Genomic DNA, 19,235 nt, shown 5'->3' with positions numbered 1-19,235 from the left:
CGGCCGGGCCCGAAAGCGCGGCCCGCGCGGCCACTCCCGCCCGTCCGGCGTACGAGGACCGGGGTCCGGGGCGGAACCCCTCACACGGCGGAACCGCACACGTCACGGCCGGGAAGGGGCGGGGTGGGGTAAGGCTGCGCCGGACCTGCGCGGCCCCGGCCGGGGCCGGACGTGGGCGCCTGTGGCTCCGGCGCGCGGCCGGACCACCGGGCCCGCACGCCCCCGCGCCACGCGATTCAGCCAACCTCCCCCCGTCCACCGCACCCGACCGGATCCTCCCGAGGAGGCCGCACCCGTGACCCCCCGTCCACCGTCCCGCAAGTCCGCCGAGTCCCCGAACGTGCCCCTGCCGCCCGAGACCGCGCAGCCGGAGGCCGCGCCGCCCGTACCGCCGCGCAAGCGCGCCAAGTCCACCAGGGCGCCGAAGCAGGCCGAGGCCGTCGAGCCGACGCAGGCACCGCAGGGCGCACCGCAGCCCCTCAAGGCAGCCGAGACTCCGCCGCCGCGCAAGCCCGCCAGGGCCGTGAAGCAGGCCAAGCCGGACCGGGCCGCCAAGGCCGTGCAGCCCCCGGCCGCCGCTGCGGGCCCTCCCGACTCCGCCCCGAAGGCCGCACAGGACGCGGAGTCCGGCAAGCCGCGGGCCGCCACGCGAGCGGCCAAGGCCGCCAGGACCACGAAGGCCACCAAGCCCCGGCGGACCGCCGAGCGGCCCACCACCCCCCTGGCCGGACCTCCCGACTCCGCGCCGAAGGCCGTGCAGGACAGCGAGCCCGCGTCCCGGGCACGGCGGGCCAAGGCTCCCGAGCGGCGGCCGGACGGCCCCGCCCTCCAGGGCAGTGACCGGGACAGGCTGCTGGCGGGCGGCCATCACGACCCGCACGGCCTCCTCGGCGCCCACCCCGTGCCGGGCGCGGCCACCGGCGTCGTCTTCCGCGCTCTACGGCCCTTCGCCCGGGCCGTCACCGTGCTGGCCGACGGCCGGCGCACGCCGCTGCACGACGACGGCGACGGCCTGTTCTCCGGCGTATTGCCGCTGGACGCCGTGCCGCCGGAGTACAGCCTGATCGTCACGTACGACGACAACGAGCTGGAGGTGCAGGACCCGTACCGCTTCCTGCCCGCCCTCGGCGAGCTCGACCTGTATCTCATCGGCGAGGGCCGCCACGAGGAGCTGTGGCGGGCGCTCGGCGCGCAGCCGATGGTCCATCAGGGCATCTCCGGCACCCGCTTCACCGTCTGGGCGCCGAACGCGCGCGGCGTACGCGTCGCGGGCGACTTCAACTACTGGAACGGCACCGGGTTCCCGATGCGTTCCCTCGGATCGTCCGGTGTCTGGGAGCTGTTCGTGCCCGGCGTCGGCGAGGGCACGCTCTACAAGTTCGAGATCATGCGCCCCGACGGCAGCCACACGATGCGCGCGGACCCGATGGCCCGCCGCACCGAGTGCCCGCCCGCCAACGCCTCGATCGTGACGGCCTCGCACCACGAGTGGCGCGACCAGGAGTGGATGGAGCACCGGGCCGACCGGCCCGTCCACCAGGCGCCGTTCTCGGTCTACGAGGTGCACCTCGCGTCCTGGCGGCCGGGGCTGTCCTACCGCGAGCTCGCCGAGCAACTTCCCGCGTACGTCGCCGATCTCGGCTTCACCCACATCGAGCTGATGCCGGTCGCCGAGCACCCCTTCGGCGGCTCCTGGGGCTACCAGGTCACCGGCCTGTACGCCCCGACGGCCCGCATGGGCACGCCCGACGACTTCCGGTACCTGGTGGAGTCGCTGCACCGGGCCGGCATCGGCGTCATCATGGACTGGGTCCCGGCCCACTTCCCCAAGGACGACTGGGCGCTGGCGCGGTTCGACGGCCCGAACCTGTACGAGCACGAGGACTGGCGGCGGTCCGAGCACCCCGACTGGGGGACGCTCGAATTCGACTACGGGCGCCCCGAGGTGCGCAACTTCCTGGTCGCCAACGCCACGTACTGGTGCGAGGAGTTCCACATCGACGGCCTGCGCGTCGACGCGGTCGCCTCGATGCTCTACCTCGACTACTCGCGCGAGGACGGCGAGTGGGCGCCCAACGAGTTCGGCGGCCGCGACAATCCGGACGCCGTTGCCTTCCTCCAGGAGATGAACGCGACCGTCTACCGCCGCAACCCCGGCGTCGTGACCATCGCCGAGGAGTCCACCGCGTGGGACGGCGTGACCCGCCCCACCGACAGCGGCGGCCTCGGCTTCGGCCTCAAGTGGAACATGGGGTGGATGCACGACTCGCTGGTGTACGTCAGCAAGGAGCCGGTGCACCGCAAGTACCACCACAACGAGATGACCTTCTCGATGGTGTACGCGTACAGCGAGAACTACGTCCTGCCGATCTCGCACGACGAGGTGGTGCACGGCAAGCAGGCGCTGGTGAGCAAGATGCCGGGCGACTGGTGGCAGCAGCGCGCCAATCACCGTGCGTACCTCGGCTACATGTGGGCGCACCCCGGCAAGCAGCTCCTGTTCATGGGGCAGGAGTTCGCCCAGGGAGCCGAGTGGTCGGAGGGGCACGGCCCCGACTGGTGGCTGCTCGACCCGTCGTACTCGGCGGAGCCCGACCACCGGGGTGTGCGTGACCTGGTGCGCGACCTCAACCAGATGTACGCCGCCACGCCCGCGCTGTGGGAGCTGGACACGGTCCCCGACGGCTTCGCCTGGGTGCTGGGCGACGCCGCCGAGGACAATGTCTTCGCGTTCCTGCGCTTCGACGCGAAGAGCGGCCCGCTGCTGGCCGTCTCCAACTTCTCGCCCGTCGTACGGCACGGGTACCGGCTGTGCGTCCCGGACCTCATCCCGGCCTGGACGGAGGTACTGAACACGGACGCGGCCCGGTACGGCGGCGGCGACGTACGCAACACCGAGCCGCTCAAGCCCGAGCCGGCCGGTGCGCACGGTGGCCGGCCGAGTCTGGAGCTGACGCTGCCGCCGCTGGCGACGGTGTGGTTCAAGCCGGCCTGATCGCCTCCGCCTTCTCCTGCGGGAGCCCTTCCCGGAGGCATTCGGGAAGGGCTCCCGTGTGGACGACGGCAAGCTGCTGCGTGGCGCGGGTGAGTGCCACGTACAGGTCGTTGGCTCCGCGCTGCGAACCGGCGAGGATCTGGCCGGGCTCTACGACGACCACCGTGTCGAACTCCAGGCCCTTCGCCTGCCGGGGGTCGAGGAGCACGACGTCACGGGTGAGGTCGGGTGTGGGGCCGTACGACGCGCCGGGCAGCGCGGCGACGAGTTCCCGGTGCAGGGCGGCGGGCGCGACGACGGCCAGCCGGCCCTCCTGCGGCGCCTCGGCCGCGACCGTCCGGGCGACGGTACGGGCGAGGTCCTCCGGCCGCGCCGCGTCGCGCGCCCGGGGCCGTACACCGGTGGAGCGGACGGAGCCCGGCGGTTCGAAGGAGGGGTCCTCGGCCCGCCGTACCCCGGCCGCGACCTCCATGATCTCGGCCGGCGTGCGGTAGTTGACGCCGAGGCGGGTGTGCTCCCAGCGGTCCTCGACGTACGGGCCGAGGATCTGCTGCCAGGAGTCGCAGCCCGCCGCGTCACCTGTCTGGGCCGGGTCGCCGACCAGCGTCATGGAGCGGGTCGGGCAGCGGCGCATCAGCAGCCGCCACGTCATGGCGGACAGCTCCTGCGCCTCGTCGACGATGATGTGGCCGAAGGCCCAGGTGCGGTCGGCGGCGGCGCGTTCGGCGGCGCTGCGGTGGTCGGCCTCCTCGTGGCGCTCGGCCATCCGCTCGGCGTCGACGATGTCGTGGGCGCCGAGCACCTCCGACGCGTCCTTGTCGAGGTCCTCCTTGTCCTCGAACTCGTAGGTGCGGGAGGCGTACGCGACGTCCAGCACTCCCTGCGCGTAGGCGATGCGCTGCTGGCGCTCGGCCTCCTCGGCGGCCCGCGCGGCGGAGTCGTCCTCGCCGAGCAGCTCGGCGGCCTCGTCGAGCAGCGGCACGTCGGCGGGCGTCCACGGGCCACCGGTGCGCCGGATCAACTCGGCGTCAATATCGGGGAGATGGGCCGGATCGGCGAGGAATTCGGTGATCAGCTCCTGCGGGGTGAGCATCGGCCACAGCTGGTCGATGGCCGCGTGCACCTCACCGCTGAGCGCGATGGCCTTGCCGAGCTGGGCGATGTCGTCGGGTCCGAGGAAATTCGGGCCGCCGTACGGGTCGGCACCGATCCGGTCGGCCAGCTGCTCGGTGAGCGCGTCAATGATCCGGAAGGCGAAGTGGGGGCGGGCGAGGTTGTGCGGCAGCCCGGTCTGGCGGGCGGCGGCCCGGGCGTCCTCCGCCATCGCCCGGTCCAGCAGCAGGGCGCCGTCGTCGTGCTCGATCTCGATGCCCGGGTCGGGCGCGGCCTGGTGGTCCCGTACGAAGCGGGCGAGCGCGTTCGCCATCGCCGGCCGGCCCTTGACCTCGGCGGCCGCGGCGGCGTCGGTGCCGGTGGCGGCCACCCCCGGGAAGAGCTCGCCCACGGTCGCCAGGAGCACGCCGGTCTCGCCGAGCGAGGGCAGCACTTCGCCGATGTAGGCGAGGAAGGCGGGGTTCGGGCCGACGATCAGCACGCCACGGCGGGCGAGCAGGTCCCGGTACGCGTACAGCAGATACGCCGCCCGGTGCAGCGCGACGACGGTCTTGCCGGTGCCGGGACCGCCCTCGACGACGAGTACACCCTGGTGCGAGGCACGGATGATGCGGTCCTGCTCGGCCTGGATGGTCTGCACGATGTCGTGCATCCGCCCGGAGCGCGCCGCGTCCAGTGCGGCGAGCAGCACGGTGTCGGCCGCGGCGCCCTCGTGGCCGGTGCGGGTGGTGTCGGTCAGATCGAGGATTTCGTCGTGCAGCGCGGTGACGGTGCGGCCCTCGGTGGTGATGTGCCGGCGGCGGCGCAGTCCCATCGGGGAATATCCGGTCGCGAGATAGAAGGGGCGGGCGACGTCGGCCCGCCAGTCGACGACGAGAGGAGTACGGTCGGCGTCGTTCTGCCGGATTCCGATGCGCCCCATGTGGTACTGGCGGCCGTCCTGGAAGTCGAGCCGCCCGAAGCAGAGCCCGCTCTCTCCCGCATTGAACGCGGCGAGCAGCCCGGACTGTTCGGCCACCAGTACATCGCGCTCCAGCTTCGCCTGCCGGCCCGTCCCCACCTGCGTCAACGCCGACCGCACGGTGGACTCCGCCTCTTCGCGCAGGTCATCGAGGCGCGCGTAGAGACCGGTGATGAATTCCTGCTCTTTCTGAAATTCCTCGGTTGACAATTCAGCTCCCAACAAGCTACGCTGTGTTCATGCGGCACCTCTGTGACCAATTCTAAACAAGGTCGCAGAAACGCTCAATATACGCAGAGAAATACCCCGGGTGTCAATTCCCCGGGGTATTTCTTTTGCCCGCGTCAGCGCGCCGGCCGGTCCGGTTACGCGTCCGCCAGCTCCAGGAGGAGCTTGCGCTTCGGGCGCGCACCGACCATCTGCTTCACAGGCTCGCCGTCACGGAAGACGATGAGCGTCGGCATCGACAGCACGCCGTACTTGACCGTGGTCTCGGGATTGACGTCCACATCGAGCTGGACGACCTTGAGGCGGTCGGCCTCCTCGCGGGCCACCTCACTCAGTACGGGCGCGAGCTGACGGCAGGGGCCGCACCAGTCGGCCGTGAACTCCACCAGGACGGGCCCGCCGGCCTTGAGTACCTCGGCTTCGAAGGTCGCGTCCGTGACCGCGTCCACTCCCACTGCTTGCACCATCATTGTCTCCTCGGTCCGGCATTCCGTCAGTCGGCCAGTCGGTCAATCGGCCAGTTCGCAGCGCGGCTCGGGGCCGCCCGGCAGCGCCGCACCGGCTTCGAGCTCGGCGCGGGCGAGCTGGGCGCCCACCTGGGTGCGGACGGCGTCCAACTGGCCGATCAAGGCGTCGAGTTCGGCCAGCTTGCGCCGGTACACATCCAGCGATGCCGGGCAGGAGTCGCCCGCCGGATGGCCTGCCCGCAGACAGTCCACGAAGGGGCGGGTCTCCTCCAGGTCGAATCCGAAGTCCTGAAGGGTCCGGATCTGCTGGAGAAGGCGCAGGTCGTCCTCGTCGTACGTGCGGTAGCCGTTGACCGCACGCCGGGCGGGGAGGAGTCCGCGTGACTCGTAGTAGCGCAGCGCCCGGGTGGTTGTCCCCGCCCGCTCCGCCAGCTCGCCGATTCGCATGCCCCGACGGTAATCCTTGACGTCGGCGTCAAGGCAAGGGAGGAGATCCGGGGTCTCAGTCCTTGAGCTTGAGCACCTCGATGGTGCTTGCCCAGTCGTCCGAGCCGTGTCCCCCGGCGATCGCACGGTCGGCGACGGCCTTGATCGCCTCCAGCTGTCCCGTGTCGAGGCCCCGGTCACGGGACATGTGCAGCAGGTGGTCGACGCTCGCGGTCATCATGCTCAGGTTGGCCTGCCGGCCGTCGTAGTCGCCGGCGTCGATCGCGGCCGCCATGCCGGACGCGATGTCGGGCAGGATCGCGGCGATGGAGCCGAGGTACGGCGCGAGAGCCTTGGCGTCGACGTTGTGCTCCCGCGCCAGGGCGAAGGAGTGCACCAGGCCCGACATGCTCGCGTAGAAGAGGTCGAGCATCGACAGGTCGTAGACGGCGGCGAGGGTGTGGTCCTCGCCCAGGTAGGCGGCCCGCCCGGCCAGGGCCTTGAGGGTGGTCCCGTACTTCTCGAAAGCGGGCCGCGAACCGGCGAACAGGATCAGCGCCTCCGCCCCGCCGACGAGCGGCGTCGGCACCATCACCGCGCCGTCCAGATACCCGATGCCGTGTTCGTCGGCCCAGGCCGCCGCCGTACGGGCGCGCTCAGGGGAGTCGGACGTGAGGTTGACCAGGACGCGTCCGGCGAGGGCGTCGGCCAGCGGTTCGAGGATCGCGTGCGAGGCGTCGTAATCCACCACGCACACGACGGTCAGCTCGGCGGAGCGGACGGCCTCTTCGGCGGTCCGGGCGAGGACCGCGCCGCGTGTGACGAGGTCATCGCCCCTTCCCTCCGAACGGTTCCAGACGGTGGTGGGGTGCCCGGCGTCCAGGAACGCGCCGGCGAGTGCGCGGCCCATGGCGCCGAGACCGAGAACGGCAACGGGAGCAAGATGATGGGAAGTCATGGCCCCCATGCTTCGGTGCCACCGCCGGTCGGACAAGTACCCACTTTTTTGTCAGTACCCGTACGCACTCAGGTCGGTGACGGCCGCGAAGGTGTGCTTCCCGGATGTCTCGGCACCCGAGAGCGGCAGGCCCCTTTCCGTCAGGAAGGTACGCAGCGGCCGGACTCACCCACCGGTCCGCGCAGGCTCCGCCTCGCTCCTTGCCCCTTCCTCGGCCACCCGGGCCGCGCGCTGCCCCCGCGGCAGGAGTACGGCGACGAGGACCGTTCCGGCACCGAGGACCGCCGCGCCGATCAGGCTGGTGTGCGCGACCGCGTCGGCGAAGGCTCCGTCGACCGCCTCCGCCATCTGCCGGGCGCCCTGGGACAGTTGCCCGGCCTGGTCCTTGAGCTGCGCGGCCTGCTCCGGCGTACCGGCCTTCGCCGCCTGGCCCGCGAGCTGCTTCGCCTGGTCGCCGATGCCCTGGGCGACGGCGTATCCGGCGCCGACCGAGTCCTGGGCGGTGGTCAGCGCGTCCGCGGGCAGCTTCGTTCCGGCCGTGGCGTCGGCGAGGTGCGAGGAGTACGAACCGGCCAGCACCGAACCGAGGATGGCGATACCCAGCGAGCCGCCGAGTTCCAGCGAGGTGTCGTTGACGGCCCCGCCGACGCCCAGTTCGGACTCGGGGAAGGCGCCCATGATGGCGTCGGTGCACGGCGACAGGGACAGGCCGATGGCCAGCCCCAGGATGACCAGGGGCAGGACGAAGTCGCCGTACGCCGAGTCCGCGTCGATCCGGGTGAGCAGCGCGAGGGCGGCCGTGCCTCCCACCATTCCCGCCGTGACCGTGATCTTCATGCCGAGGCGCGGGGTGAGGAACCCGGTCAGTGCGGAGCCGACGAAGACGGCGCCGGCCAGCGGCAGCATCCGTACGCCCGTCTCGAAGGCGTTGTAGCCGAGCACGAACTGGAGGTGCTGGGTGAGGAAGTAGAACGCGCCGAAGACCGCGAGGAAGAAGAGGGCGACGGCGAGGTTCGAGCCGGCAAAGCCCCGGTCGAGGAAGCGGCGTACGTCCAGAACGGGCCTCGGGTGGCGCAGTTCCCAGACCACGAACAGCACGAGTCCGGCCCCGGCGACGACGGCGGCGGTGATCGCCTGTGCGCCCCAGCCGAAGTGCGGTCCCTGGATGATCATGTAGACGAGGGCGGCGATCCAGACGACGGACAGCAGCCCTCCGACATGGTCGATGCGCCCGTGGTGGGCGGCCCTCGACGGCGGTACGAGAACGAACGTGCCGAGGATCGCGAGAACCGCGACCGGCACGTTGATCAGGAACGTCGATGCCCAGCCGTGGCTCTCCAGCAGCGCGCCGGCGACCAGGGGCCCGGCGGCGATGGCGAGTCCGGCGGTCGCCGTCCACAGCACGATCGCCTTGGCGCGCTCGGCGCGCGGGAAGGTCGCGGCGAGGAGCGAGAGGGTGGCGGGCATGATCATCGCGGCGCCCACACCCATCACCGCGCGGGCCGCGATCACGCCCTCGGAGCTGTCCACCAGCGACCCGCCGACCGCTCCCGCGCCGAAGACGACGAGGCCGAGTACGAGCGCCCCGCGCCGGCTGTACTTGTCGCCGATCGCGCCGAGCAGCAGCATCAGGGCGGCGTACGGCACGGTGTAGCCGTCGATGACCCACTGGAGGTCGGAGCTGGTGAGCCCGAGGTCCTGGGTCATGTCGGGGGCGGCGACCGTCAGGGCGGTGTTCGCCATCACGATGATCAGCAGGCTCAGACAGAGGACGAGGAGCGCCCACCACCGCCGACGGTACGGCTGCTCCATTTCCTCCACCGGCTGGTTCACGACCAGGCGCATGACTCCACATCCCTCCGAACGATCTTGCACAAGCCTGTGCAACTACACAACCATGTGCAATTTAACGGGGTGCACAGCCATGTGCAAAATGGGGGTATGACCTCCGGTATCAGGGCCGACGCCAACCGCCGCCGCATCCTGGATGTCGCGCTCGCCGAGCTGCTGCGCGACCCGGACGCCTCGATGGACCAGATCGCGCGGGCGGCCGGCGTCGTCCGCAGGACGGTGTACGGGCACTTCCCGAGCCGCGAGGCACTCGTCGCGGCGCTCGTGGACAACGCCGTGGCCGCGGTCTCCGAGGCCCACGCGACCGGCCGTGACGGTGTCAGCGATCCGGCGGAGGCCCTGGCCCGCGCCACGCTCGCGGTCTGGCGGATCGCCGACCGCTACCGCCTGCTGGTCGCCCTCGCCCAGCGCAGCGTCACGATGCAGGGCATCAAGGAACGCCTGGCCCCGGTCCGCAAGGAGTGCGTCGACCTGCTCCGGCGCGGCGCGGCCGACGGCGTGTTCACCTCTCCGCTGCCCCCGGCCGCCCTCGGCTACGTACACGAGCAGACGCTCTTCGGCCTGATGGAGGCCGTCAACGACGGCGAGCTGGACGCGGCCGACGGCGGCCGCGCGGCGGCGTCGACCGCACTGCTCACGGCGGGTGTTCCGCTGGAGCGGGTGACCGGACTGCTGGCCTCGATCGAGCAGTAGAGCCACCGGAACGCGTACGGCGCAAGGGGCCCGGCCGTCACCGGCCGCGCCCCTTGCGCCGTAGGAAATCCGCCTGGAGTCCGGCTAGACCTTCACCTCCGCCTTGTCGCCGTCCCGCGCCTCCGGCAGGTCCTTCGGCTGTTCGCCGGCCGGACCGGCCGGGGCGTGGTCGTCGACCAGTGTCTTCTCGTCGAAGGGGACCAGGCCCGCCAGTACCTGGTCGACCCTCTCCTTGTCGATCTCCTTCGTCCATGTGCCGACCAGCACCGTCGCCACCGCGTTGCCCGCGAAGTTCGTCAGGGCGCGCGCCTCGCTCATGAAGCGGTCGATGCCGACGATCAGGCCGATGCCGTCGACCAGTTCCGGGCGGTGCGACTGGAGGCCGCCGGCCAGGGTGGCCAGGCCGGCGCCGCTGACACCCGCCGCGCCCTTCGACGCCACGAGGAGGAAGAGCAGGAGCGGGATCTGCTCCCCGATCGACATGGGGGAGCCCATGGCGTCGGAGATGAACAGCGAGGCCATGGTCATGTAGATCATGGTGCCGTCGAGGTTGAAGGAGTAGCCGGTCGGAACCGTGATGCCGACCACCGGCTTGCTGACGCCCAGGTGCTCCATCTTCGCGATGAGCCGCGGGAGGGCGGACTCGGAGGACGAAGTGGACAGGATCAGCAGGAACTCACGGCCGAGGTACTTGAAGAACGTGAGGATGTTGAGGCCCGCGACGAGGCGCAGCAGCGCGGCGAGCACGATGAAGACGAAGAGGAAGCATGTGACGTAGAAGCCCAGCATCAGCACCGCGAGGCTCTTGAGAGCGTCCAGACCGGCCGAGCCGGTGACAGCCGCGATCGCGCCGAAGGCACCGATCGGCGCCGCCCACATCACCATGGCCAGGATGCGGAAGACGAGCCGCTGGATGTGCTCGACCCCGCGCAGGACGGGCTGCCCGGCCGGGCCCATGGCCTGCAGGGCGAAACCGGCGAGCAGCGCCACGAGGAGGGTCTGCAGGACCTCGCCCGTGGTGAAGGCGGAGACGAACGTGGTCGGAATGATCCCGAGCAGGAACTCGACCGTGTCCTTGGCCTCCGCCGCGACCTGGCCCTGACCCGCCTCCTTGACCGCGTCGGTCACCGCCAGGCTGTCACCGGGGTGCAGCACGTTGCCGACGACCAGACCGATGGAGAGGGCGACCAGCGACATCACGGTGAAGTAGCCGAGTGCGATGCCACCGACCGCGCCGACCTTGGCGGCCTTGCGGACCGAGCCGATGCCCAGCACGATCGTGCAGAAGATGATCGGCGAGATCATCATCTTGATCAGATTGACGAAGCCGGTGCCGAGCGGCTTGAGCTCGACGGCCACACCGGGGGCGGCGAAGCCCACGGCGACGCCGAGCACTACGGCGACGATGACGGCGATGTACAGATAGTGCGTGCGGTCCCGTCTTGCGGCTGCTTTCCCTGCCACGGGGTCCTCCTCGGATTGTCCTGCGTTACCCACGTCCCGTTGGGTCCCGGCGACTATCCATCACGCTGTGACGGCCGTCACCGTTGCGTGCATTTCGTTCACGAGTTTTCGGCCACGCGCCCTCAGGCACACTTGCCGCATGCGCCTTCCCCGACCCCGCAGCCTGGCCGCCCAGCTCTTCGCGATGCAGGTCGTGCTGGTGGCGGCGATCGTCGCGGGGTGTGCGGTCTTCGCGTACGTCTCGGACCGGTCGCAGGCCGAGGAGACGGCGCGGCGCCAGGCCTTCGCGACCGCCACCGCCGTGGCGAAGTCCCCGGCGGTGATCGAGGCGGCCCGGTCCGACCACCCGACGGGTCTCCTCCAGCCGTACGCGGAAGCCCTGCGCAAGGAGGCCGGCGTCACCTTCGTCACGATCATGGCGCCGGACGGCACCCGCTGGACGCATCCGGAGGCGCAGCAGATCGGCAGGACATACCTGGGGCACACGGGCCCCGCCCTGGCGGGCCGCACGTTCGACGAGACGTACGTGGGGGTGCTGGGGCGGTCGGTGCGCGTTGTGGCACCGGTACGGGACACCGGGGCCCGGGGCGGGCGGATCATCGGCCTCGTCAGCGCGGGCATCACCATCGAGACGATCAGCGCGCAGATGCGGCAGCAGGTGGCGGCGCTGCTCGGCGTGGCGTCGGGCGCGCTCGCCCTGGGCGGCTTGGGTACGTACATCATCAACGCCCGGCTGCGGCGGCACACGCACGGCATGAACGCCGGCGAGCTCAGTCGGATGCACGACTATCACGAAGCGGCGCTGCACGCGGTGCGCGAGGGGCTGCTGATGCTGGACGGGCACCAGCGCATCGCGCTGATCAACGACGGCGGGCGTGAGCTGCTCGGGCTCGGACCGGACGCGGTCGGCCGCCCGGTGGCCGAAATGGATCTGCCGGGCCCACTGACAGCGGCGCTCCTCGCCTCCGAGCCGCGCGTGGACGAGGTGCATCTGACGGCGGACCGGGTGGTCGTCGTCAACAGCCGCCCGGTGAGCGGCGGGGAGAAGCGCGGTACGGTCGTGACCCTGCGCGACCACACCGAGCTCCAGGCCCTCTCCGGCGAGCTCGACTCGGAGCGGGGATTCACCCAGGCGCTGCGCTCGCAGGCCCACGAGGCGGCGAACCGCCTGCACACCGTCGTCTCACTGATCGAACTCGGTCGCGCGGACGAGGCGGTGGACTTCGCCACGGCGGAGCTGGAGCTGGCTCAGGCCCTGACCGACCAGGTCGTCGGCGCGGTCGGCGAGCCGGTCCTGGCGGCGCTGCTGCTGGGCAAGGCGGCGCAGGCGAACGAGCGGGGCGTGGCGCTCGTACTGGACGAGGACAGCATGATCGACGACGGCCTCCTGCCGGGCACGCTCCCCGCCCGCGACCTGGTGACGATCCTGGGCAATCTGATCGACAACGCCGTGGACGCGGCGCAGGGCAGCGACGGCGCCCGCGTCACGGTGACGGCCCGCTCCGACGAGGCCGGTGAGATGCTGCTGCGCGTCCGCGACACGGGGCCGGGGGTCGCCCCCGCGTCGGCGGACGCGGTCTTCGCCCGCGGCTGGTCGACGAAGAGCCCGGGGCGCGGGTTGGGGCTGGCGCTGGTCCGGCAGGCGGTGCACCGCGCGGACGGCACGATAGCGCTGACCGAAGCGCCGGACGGCGGCGCGCAGTTCACGGTACGCCTGCCGCTGCCCGCGGCGGCGAACGAGAGGGTGCATCCATGACTGCCGGTGCGCCGCCCCCGATCCGTGTCCTCGTCGTCGAGGACGACCCCGTCGCGGCCGACGCCCACGCCCTGTACGTCGGCCGCGTACCCGGCTTCGGCGTCGCCGGGGTGGCGCATTCGCGCGCGGCCGCCGTCCGGGCGCTCGACCGCGGTCCCGTCGATCTGCTGCTCCTCGATCTGTACCTCCCCGACGGCCACGGCCTTCAGCTCGTACGTTCCATCCGGGGCGCGGGCCACACCGCCGACGTCATCGCCGTCACCTCGGCCCGCGATCTCGCCGTCGTACGCGAAGGGGTGTCCCTCGGCGTCGTCCAGTACGTACTGAAGCCCTTCACCTTCGCCACCCTGCGCGACCGCCTCACCCGTTACGCCGAGTTCCGCGCCGCCGCCGGCGAGGCCAGCGGCCAGGACGAGGTGGACCGCGCGCTCGCCGCGCTCCGCACGCCCCAGCCGGCCGCGCTCCCGAAGGGGCTCAGCGCCCCGACGCTGGAGGCGGTGACCCGTGCCCTGCGCGAATCGCCCGCCGGGACCACCGCGGCGGCGGCCGCCGCCGCGCTCGGGATCTCGCGGATCACCGCCCGCCGGTACCTGGAACACCTGGTCTCGGCGGGCCGCGCCGAGCGCAGTCCGCAATACGGCCAGGTCGGGCGCCCTGAGCTGCACTACCGCTGGATCGCCGTACGACGAGGGCAAGTTGACGGCCCGCACGGGGATTGAGGGTGTTCCCGCGCGCCGCCCGCGGTCGCGCCGGGTGGAGCGGAAGGGGTGACCGGAGGGTAACCTGAGGGTGGCAGGAGCGATCGTAGGAACGTAGGACGTTCCTACGAGTTGTGATCTTGGGTGAACGCACCGTAGTCAAAGCGGCCCTCCCCTCCATACGGTGTGCCCGTGCACCCCTCTCCGCCTTTCAACTCTCTCGCCGCGCGCCAACTGCGCGAGGCCCTCGGCATGGCGCCCGGCCATGTCGCCTACGGACTCCGTGCGCAGTACGGCCTGAACATCGGCCCCGACCTCGTCGTCGCCTGGGAGCGCGGACAGCGCGCACCGGGCATGCAGGAGATCACCGCGCTCGCCGGAGTTCTCTGGTGCGCGGTCGGCGACCTGATCGCCGCCCCGGGCACGCTGCGCGAGCACCGGATGGCGCGGGGCCTGGCGGCGCCGGACCTCGCGCGGATGGTCGGCGTGGAGGCGAACGCGTACCAGCGCATGGAGGACGCGGGACGCTGGCGGGGCAACGAACGGCAGTCCGCGGCGCTCTCCGAGGTCCTCGGCCTCACGCCGCAGGAATTCGTGACGGCGACGGGCCGCGACGAGGACCTGGCCGAGGTGCTGGGCAGCGCGGTGACGACGCGCTGGCAGGCGTACGTGCGGCCGGCGGCCAAGCTGGTTCCCGTGCCGCGCCACCAACTGGAGGACGCGCTCCAGCGCTTGCACTCCGACTACCAGTCACGGATGGTGTCGACGCTCAGCTGGAGCGGCGGGGGCTCGGGGGACGGGGCGAACGGCCGGGAATTCATCGACGAGATCGTCAGCCACTTCTGGAAGCTGATGCCCTGACGGGCGGCCCTGATCGTCCACGAGGGGGTCGCAGGGACGCCCGGCCGGTGCGGCAGGCAGGTGGGCCGGCGAGGGCGGCGCGGCTCAGAAGACCGATTCGGCCTCGTACATCCGCTTCTCCGGAACCGTCTTCAGCTCCTCGACCCCCGCCGCCAGCGGCACCATCGTGATCTCGGTGCCGGTCAGCGCCGCCATGTTGCCGAAGTCGCCACGGTGCACCGCCTCCACCGCGTGCCAGCCGAAGCGGGTGGCGAGGACACGGTCGTACGCCGTGGGAGTGCCGCCGCGCTGGACGTGACCGAGGATGACCGGCCGGGCCTCCTTGCCGAGGCGCTTCTCCAGCTCGCTGGCGAGCCGGTTGCCGATGCCGGTGAAGCGCTCGTGGCCGAACTGGTCAATGGCGCCCTTTTCGTACGGCATGGAACCCTCCGCCGGACGCGCGCCTTCCGCGATGCAGACGACCGCGAACTTCTTGCCGCGCGAGAAGCGTTCCTCGACCATCTTCACGAGGTCGTCGACCTCGAAGGGCCGCTCGGGCAGGCAGATGCCGTGCGCGCCGCCCGCCATGCCGGACTCCAGCGCGATCCACCCCGCGTGCCGGCCCATGACCTCGACGACCATCACGCGCTGGTGCGATTCGGCGGTGGTCTTCAGACGGTCTATGGCCTCGGTCGCGACACCCACGGCCGTGTCGAAGCCGAAGGTGCGGTCGGTGCCGTTGATGTCGTTGTCGATGGTCTTCGGTACGCCGACGACCGGCATCCCCGCGTCGGACAGCATCCTGGACGCGGTGAGCGTGCCCTCGCCGCCGATCGGGATGAGCGCGTCGATGCCGGAGCGCTCCGCCAAGTCGTGCCAGTTCTCTGCCGCTTCGCGCAGCCGGTCGCGCTCCAGGCGCGCGGAGCCGAGGATCGTACCGCCGCGGGCGAGGATGCCGCTGACGGCGTTGAGGTCGAGGGGGCGGTAGTGGCCGTCGAGCAGTCCCTTGAAACCGTCTTCGAACCCGATGACTTCGTCGCCGTGACCCGCCACGGCACGGTGCACGACCGACCGGATCACTGCGTTCAGGCCGGGGCAGTCTCCGCCTGCGGTGAGAACTCCGATACGCATCGTGCTGTGTCTCCTGCTCGCTAGTGGTACATGTGAGCCAGAATCCGATTGTTTCACGGCTCGCATGGGCTCGGCGCTTTCGGCCACTCCTCATATCGGGGCCCGTCCCGGCCCGTCCGGAGACGCTTTGGAGACCGTGGCGATCCGCCCTTGCGAGGCCTGCGGTCCGGGGCCTCACAGGCCCTCCGCCCGGCGGGCGCCCTATCCACCCACACAGGTATTGTCAAGAGGGCAAGACCACCCTATCTGGACGGAGAGCACGCGTGACGCGCAGCGTGTACGTGACCGGGATCGACCGGGGAGACGGCCGGCAGGTCATTGAGCTGGGAGTCATGGAGCTCCTGACGCGCCAGGTGGACCGGGTGGGCGTGTTCCGCCCCCTGGTGCACGACGGCCCGGACCGGCTCTTCGACCTGCTGCGCGCCCGGTACCGGCTGTCGCAGGATCCGGCGACCGGGTACGGGATGTACTACCAGGAGGCCGCGGCTCTCCAGGCCGAGAAGGGTACCGACGAGCTGGTCGCGCGTATCGTCGACCGCTTCCATCAGGTGGCGCGGGACTACGAGGTCGTCCTCGTCCTCGGCACGGACTTCGCCGACACCCAGCTGCCCGAGGAACTGGCCCTCAACGCCCGCCTCGCCAACGAGTTCGGCGCCTCGGTGATCCCCGTGGTCGGCGGCAGGAAGCAGCCCGCCGACGCGGTCCGCGCCGAGACCCGCAACGCGTACCGCGCGTACGAGGCACTCGGCTGCCAGGTCCTCGCGATGGTCGCCAACCGGGTGGCCCCGATGGACCGCGCGGAGGTCGCCGAGCGCCTGGAGGCCCGCCTCCCGGTGCCCTGCTACGTCCTGCCCGACGAGCCCGCGCTGGCCGCCCCCACGGTCGCCCAGATCACCCACGCCCTCGGCGGCAAGGTGGTGCTCGGCGACGACGCGGGTCTGGCCCGCGACGCCCTGGACTTCGTCTTCGGCGGCGCGATGCTGCCGAACTTCCTGAACGCCCTGACCCCCGGCTGCCTCGTGGTGACCCCCGGCGACCGCGCCGACCTGGTGGTGGGCGCGCTCGCCGCGCACAGCGCCGGGACCCCGCCCATAGCGGGCGTACTCCTGACCCTCGACGAGCGCCCCGGCGACGAGGTGCTCACCCTGGCCGCACGCCTCGCGCCCGGCACCCCCGTGGTCTCGGTGGCCGGCGGCTCATTCCCCACTGCGGGCGAGCTCTTCGCCCTGGAGGGCAAGCTGAACGCCGCGACCCCCCGCAAGGCGGAGACCGCTCTCGGTCTCTTCGAGCGGTACGTCGACACCAACGACCTGCTGGAGCGCATGGCGGTGGCCCGCAGCGGCCGTGTCACGCCGATGATGTTCGAGCACGAGCTGCTGGAGCGGGCCCGCTCGAACCGCCGCCGTGTCGTGCTGCCCGAGGGCACCGAGGAGCGCGTGCTGCGCGCCGCCGACGTACTGCTGCGCCGCGACGTGTGCGACCTGACGCTGCTCGGTGACGTCGACGTCCTGCGCAAGAAGGCCGCCGACCTGGGCATCGATCTCACGAAGACGCAGCTCATCGACCCGCAGACCTCGGAGCTGCGCGGCCGCTTCGCCGAGACGTACGCGAAGCTGCGCGCCCACCGGGGGGTCAGCGTGGAGCTGGCGTACGACGTGGTCGCCGACGTCAACTACTTCGGCACGCTGATGGTCCACGAGGGCCTGGCCGACGGCATGGTCTCGGGCTCGGTGCACTCCACCGCCGCGACCATCCGCCCCGCCTTCGAGATCATCAAGACCAAGCCGGACGCCAAGATCGTCTCGTCGGTCTTCTTCATGCTGCTCGCCGACAAGGTGCTCGTGTACGGCGACTGCGCGGTCAACCCGGACCCGGACGCGGTCCAGCTGGCGGACATCGCCGTCCAGTCGGCGGCCACGGCCGAGAAGTTCGGTGTGGACGCCCGGATCGCGATGCTGTCGTACTCGACGGGCTCCTCCGGCACCGGCGCGGACGTCGACAAGGTGCGCGAGGCCACCGAGCTGGTGCGCGCCGGGCGCCCCGACCTGCTGGTCGAGGGGCCGATCCAGTACGACGCGGCGGTCGAGCCGTCGGTCGCCGCGACCAAGCTGCCCGGCTCCGAGGTCGCGGGTCAGGCTTCGGTGCTGATCTTCCCGGACCTGAACACCGGCAACAACACCTACAAGGCCGTGCAGCGCTCGGCCGGCGCCGTCGCCGTCGGCCCGGTCCTCCAGGGCCTGAACAAGCCGGTCAACGACCTGTCGCGCGGCGCCCTGGTCCAGGACATCGTCCAGACGGTCGCCATCACTGCGATCCAGGCCCAGGACGCGAGCGCATGACTTCCACCCCGACCCGAGAAGGCGCCGTACCCGTGACCGCTGCCACCCGCATCCTCGTCCTCAACTCCGGCTCCTCGTCGGTGAAGTACCAGCTGCTCGACATGCGCGACAGCTCGCGCCTCGCCGCCGGTCTGGTCGAGCGGATCGGTGAGGAGACCTCGCGCCTGGTGCACAGCCCGCTCGCCGGCCCCGGCGCCGAGGGCGGGAAGCGTGAGTACACCGGGCCGATCGCCGACCACGACGCCGCGCTGAAGGCCGTCGCGGAGGAGCTCTCGCGCGACGGGCTCGGTCTGGACTCCCCCCAGCTGGCCGCCATCGGCCACCGCGTGGTCCACGGCGGCCTGAAGTTCAGCGCGCCGACCGTGATCACCGACGAGGTCATGGCGGAGATCGAGCGGCTCGTCCCGGTCGCCCCGCTGCACAACCCGGCGAACATCACCGGCATCCGCACGGCCCAGGCGCTGCGCCCCGACCTGCCGCAGGTCGCGGTCTTCGACACCGCCTTCCACACGACGATGCCGGAGTCGGCGGCCCGCTACGCGATCGACGTCGAGACCGCCGACGCCCACCGCATCCGCCGCTACGGCTTCCACGGCACCTCGCACGCGTTCGTCTCGCGCGAGACGGCCAAGCTGCTGGGCAAGGACCCGTCCGAGGTCAACGTCATCGTGCTGCACCTGGGCAACGGGGCTTCGGCGTCCGCCGTGCGCGGCGGGGAGTGCGTGGACACCTCCATGGGGCTCACCCCCTTGGAGGGGCTCGTGATGGGTACGCGCTCCGGTGACATCGACCCGGCGGTGACGTTCCACCTCGAACGGGTCGCCGGGATGAGCACGGACGAGATCGACGTACTGCTGAACAAGAAGAGCGGGCTGGTCGGTCTGTGCGGTGACAACGACATGCGGGAGATCCGCCGGCGTATCGACGAGGGGGATCAGCGGGCTCTGCTGGCCTTCGAGATCTACATCCACCGGCTGAAGAAATACATCGGCGCTTACTACGCCGTTCTCGGCCGGGTCGACGCGGTGGTGTTCACTGCGGGTGTCGGCGAGAACGCGGCGCCCGTGCGCGCGGCCGCGGTCGCGGGTCTGGAGGAGCTGGGCCTGGTGGTGGACGCGGATCTCAATGGCGTACGGGCGGACGCGGCGCGGCTGATCTCGCCGGAATACGCCCGGGTCGCGGTCGCCGTCGTACCCACCGACGAGGAATTGGAAATCGCCCGGCAGACGTATGCGTTGGTCAACGCCTGAGCGGCCTCCCGCCCATTTGTACATTCCACCAGACGGAATATTCCGCAGCGAAACAAACCGATAGG

At 71.3% G+C, this 19,235-nt stretch carries 14 protein-coding genes; 7 read left to right on the top strand and 7 right to left on the bottom strand.

The genetic code is table 11. The features are described 5' to 3' along the window. The first annotated feature begins 295 nt into the window (after positions 1-295). A complete protein-coding gene (glgB, locus tag ACWIHY_RS05665) occupies positions 296-2,995 on the top strand; it encodes a 1,4-alpha-glucan branching enzyme (protein WP_454374310.1) in 2,700 nt (899 codons plus the stop codon). On the opposite strand, the gene ACWIHY_RS05660 is transcribed toward glgB, so the two are convergent. The 5 genes from ACWIHY_RS05660 to ACWIHY_RS05640 form a co-directional block, all read right to left on the bottom strand. After that, entirely contained in the window at positions 2,982-5,279 is a 2,298-nt protein-coding gene (locus ACWIHY_RS05660) for a HelD family protein (protein ID WP_454374309.1), read from the bottom strand. The genes glgB and ACWIHY_RS05660 overlap by 14 nt on opposite strands. A 155-nt stretch (positions 5,280-5,434) precedes the next feature. After that, positions 5,435-5,764 carry a thioredoxin gene (gene trxA / locus ACWIHY_RS05655; RefSeq protein ID WP_454374308.1) on the bottom strand — a complete coding sequence of 110 codons (330 nt, stop codon included), beginning with the start codon at positions 5,762-5,764 and terminating at the stop codon, positions 5,435-5,437. Between the two features lie 42 nt (positions 5,765-5,806). Then, on the bottom strand, positions 5,807-6,211 hold the full coding sequence (locus ACWIHY_RS05650) for a MerR family transcriptional regulator (protein ID WP_454374307.1): 405 nt from the start codon (positions 6,209-6,211) through the stop codon (positions 5,807-5,809). A gap of 55 nt (positions 6,212-6,266) precedes the next feature. Next, positions 6,267-7,148, bottom strand: a complete 882-nt coding sequence (locus ACWIHY_RS05645) for an NAD(P)-dependent oxidoreductase (protein WP_454374306.1) — start codon at positions 7,146-7,148, stop codon at positions 6,267-6,269. A 165-nt stretch (positions 7,149-7,313) separates the two neighbouring features. Continuing rightward, on the bottom strand, positions 7,314-8,993 hold the full coding sequence (locus ACWIHY_RS05640) for an MFS transporter (protein ID WP_454374305.1): 1,680 nt from the start codon (positions 8,991-8,993) through the stop codon (positions 7,314-7,316). A gap of 96 nt (positions 8,994-9,089) precedes the next feature. On the opposite strand from ACWIHY_RS05640, the gene ACWIHY_RS05635 reads away from it, so the two are divergent. Beyond that, complete coding sequence (locus ACWIHY_RS05635; RefSeq protein ID WP_454374304.1) at positions 9,090-9,692, top strand: TetR/AcrR family transcriptional regulator; 603 nt, start codon at positions 9,090-9,092, stop codon at positions 9,690-9,692. 84 nt (positions 9,693-9,776) lie between these two features. Here the strand turns inward: ACWIHY_RS05635 and ACWIHY_RS05630 are convergent, their stop codons facing one another. Beyond that, complete coding sequence (locus ACWIHY_RS05630) at positions 9,777-11,156, bottom strand: cation:dicarboxylate symporter family transporter (protein WP_454374303.1); 1,380 nt, start codon at positions 11,154-11,156, stop codon at positions 9,777-9,779. 139 nt (positions 11,157-11,295) lie between these two features. Here ACWIHY_RS05630 and ACWIHY_RS05625 point away from each other — a divergent pair, with 139 nt between their 5' ends. The 3 genes from ACWIHY_RS05625 to ACWIHY_RS05615 all read left to right on the top strand — a co-directional run bounded on the left by ACWIHY_RS05625 (position 11,296) and on the right by ACWIHY_RS05615 (position 14,471). Continuing rightward, the gene (locus tag ACWIHY_RS05625) at positions 11,296-12,912 is read left to right on the top strand and encodes a sensor histidine kinase (protein WP_454374302.1); all 1,617 of its coding nucleotides are present in this window, start codon (positions 11,296-11,298) and stop codon (positions 12,910-12,912) included. Next, entirely contained in the window at positions 12,909-13,631 is a 723-nt protein-coding gene (locus ACWIHY_RS05620) for a response regulator (protein WP_454374301.1), read from the top strand. The genes ACWIHY_RS05625 and ACWIHY_RS05620 overlap by 4 nt, the downstream gene beginning before the upstream one ends. 165 nt (positions 13,632-13,796) lie before the next feature. Next, positions 13,797-14,471 carry a helix-turn-helix domain-containing protein gene (locus ACWIHY_RS05615; RefSeq protein WP_454374300.1) on the top strand — a complete coding sequence of 225 codons (675 nt, stop codon included), beginning with the start codon at positions 13,797-13,799 and terminating at the stop codon, positions 14,469-14,471. 84 nt (positions 14,472-14,555) lie between these two features. On the opposite strand, the gene ACWIHY_RS05610 is transcribed toward ACWIHY_RS05615, so the two are convergent. Further along, a complete protein-coding gene (locus tag ACWIHY_RS05610; RefSeq protein ID WP_454374299.1) occupies positions 14,556-15,581 on the bottom strand; it encodes an ATP-dependent 6-phosphofructokinase in 1,026 nt (341 codons plus the stop codon). Between the two features lie 263 nt (positions 15,582-15,844). Between ACWIHY_RS05610 and pta the strand changes: the two genes are divergently transcribed. Then, positions 15,845-17,920, top strand: a complete 2,076-nt coding sequence (pta, locus tag ACWIHY_RS05605; protein ID WP_454374298.1) for a phosphate acetyltransferase — start codon at positions 15,845-15,847, stop codon at positions 17,918-17,920. Then, positions 17,917-19,170 (top strand): acetate kinase, encoded by a 1,254-nt coding sequence (locus ACWIHY_RS05600; RefSeq protein ID WP_454374297.1) that lies wholly within the window; start codon positions 17,917-17,919, stop codon positions 19,168-19,170. The genes pta and ACWIHY_RS05600 overlap by 4 nt, the downstream gene beginning before the upstream one ends. Positions 19,171-19,235 lie beyond the last annotated feature (65 nt).

Source organism: Streptomyces sp. NPDC055287 (assembly GCF_053646035.1).
The sequence above is the reverse complement of the archived record's forward strand: the minus strand, read 5'-3'. Positions and strand labels throughout refer to the sequence as shown.